Source organism: Bradyrhizobium sp. TM233, assembly GCF_036247965.1.
Lineage (GTDB): Bacteria > Pseudomonadota > Alphaproteobacteria > Rhizobiales > Xanthobacteraceae > Bradyrhizobium > Bradyrhizobium ottawaense.
The window spans coordinates 1-1734 of the sequence record NZ_BTIG01000043.1 but is presented as its reverse complement, the minus strand read 5'-3'; the positions used below and the strand labels follow the sequence as shown (position 1 = coordinate 1734).

At 64.1% G+C, this 1734-nt stretch carries 1 protein-coding gene; it reads right to left on the bottom strand.

Annotation, left to right across the window (positions count from 1 at the left end; translation table 11 throughout):
- Positions 1-1544: methyl-accepting chemotaxis protein (locus AABA86_RS33065; protein WP_338309733.1), on the bottom strand; the 1544-nt coding region annotated here is incomplete at its 3' end.
- Between the last annotated feature and the right edge of the window lie 190 nt (positions 1545-1734).

The window sequence follows — 1734 nt, the reverse complement described above, 5'->3', positions numbered from 1 at the left end:
GAGGCCACCGACTGCACGTTACCAGATGCCTGGTCGGACGCGGTCGCGACGACGGAGGCGAGCTCTTGCGCCCGCTCGGCGGTCGAGCTCAGCGATCCGGCCGAGCTTTCCAGCGCGCCGGACGCGGCGGACACCGTTTCCACGATACCGCCCACCTGCGCTTCGAAGCTGTCGGCCAGCTCGTTCATGGTGCGCTTGCGTTCGCGATCGGCAGCGGCCTGGTCCTGGGCGCGCTGCTCGATGCTGCGCTTGATGTCGTCCTGCATCGAGCTCAGCGACGTCGCGAGCCTGCCGACCTCGTCGGCCTGATCGATCTTGAGCTGCTGGTTGAAGTCGCCCTTGGCGATGCCGTCGGCGAAATTGGCGCAGTCCTGGATCGGCCGCGCGATCTTTCGTGCAGCGAACGAGATCAGAAAGATCGCCGCCAGCACGATGACGAGGCCGACACCGAGCTGCCAGAACGTGCTCGACGTCGCACGGGCACTGAGCGAGGCATCCAGCTGCCGTGCGGACGCCAGCACGACCTCGCGCGGGACCGAGATCACGACCGACCACGCATTCTCGGTGAGCCCGAAGCGGATCGGCGCATAGATATCGATGTTGGCGAACTTCGGATCGTCCTGCACCGCGCTCTTGCCGGCCTTGACGATGGCGAGGCTCTCGCTCCAGCGCGGATCGGCTGCCGAAGCGTTCTTGCCGATCACGTCCTGATTGGCGCTGTTGGCCACGATCAGGCCGGTGTCGTTGAGGATCGCGACCTTGCCCTTGCCCTCGAACAGCGAGGCATTGATCTTGAGGGCCAGCTTCTGCACGAAGTCGAGATTGTAGTCGGCGCCGGCAACGCCGCGGAACTTGCCGCCGATCATGACCGGCACCGACATGGTCGCCAGGAAGACGCCCTTGCCCTGCACGATGTAGGGCAGCGGACCGAGGATGTTCTCCTTACCCGTCGTGTTCGGATTGATGTACCAGGCGCCCTTCACCAGACCGTTGGGATGCCGCTCGCTGCTGTCGTACTCGACCAGCGGCTGAACCGCGATGTCGCCGTTGGCGTTGCGCGTCCAATAGGGCAGGAACCGGCCTGTGTTGTCCGATCCGACCTCCTTGCGGCCCTTGAACGCCGCGTCATCGCCATCCAGCGCGCCGGGCTCCCAGGCCGAGTAGGTACCGTTGAAAGCAGGATTGAGCTCGAGCACGTGGCGGAGCAGCGCGTTGAACTGAGCGCGCCGGGCTGCGATGGGGGTGCCGGTCTTCTCGTCTGCCAGCGTCGCGAACGCATGCGCGATGGTGCGCGCGGCATCGAATCCGACCTCCAGCTCGGCCTTGATGGCGCTGGCTTCGGTGGTAGCGCGGTTGGTCAGGCTTTCCTTGGTCTGATTGTCGACCAGCTGCATGACCTCGTGGGTCACGTACTGGTTCATGCTCTGCGTGGAGAAGAGGCCGTAGCCGATCAGCACGACGCAGGTGACCGCGAGGCAGAGGCCGGCGATCAGGGCAATCTTCAATTGGATGGAGCGAATGGCAGAGAACGAAAACAGCTTCACGATGGGCCTCCGAAATGCTGCAAGGAGTTAAAGTTCCCCGCGTTCGGAACCCGTAAAGATTTGGAACCGTATGACCCACATGAAAACTAAGTCCGGGGCCGGGCGGTTCGCCAAAAGCAAAGAGCGGCGCCGATGACGCCGCTCTTGCGTAGTCTGATACCTGTCCGGCAGGATCAGGCCGCGCGGACGT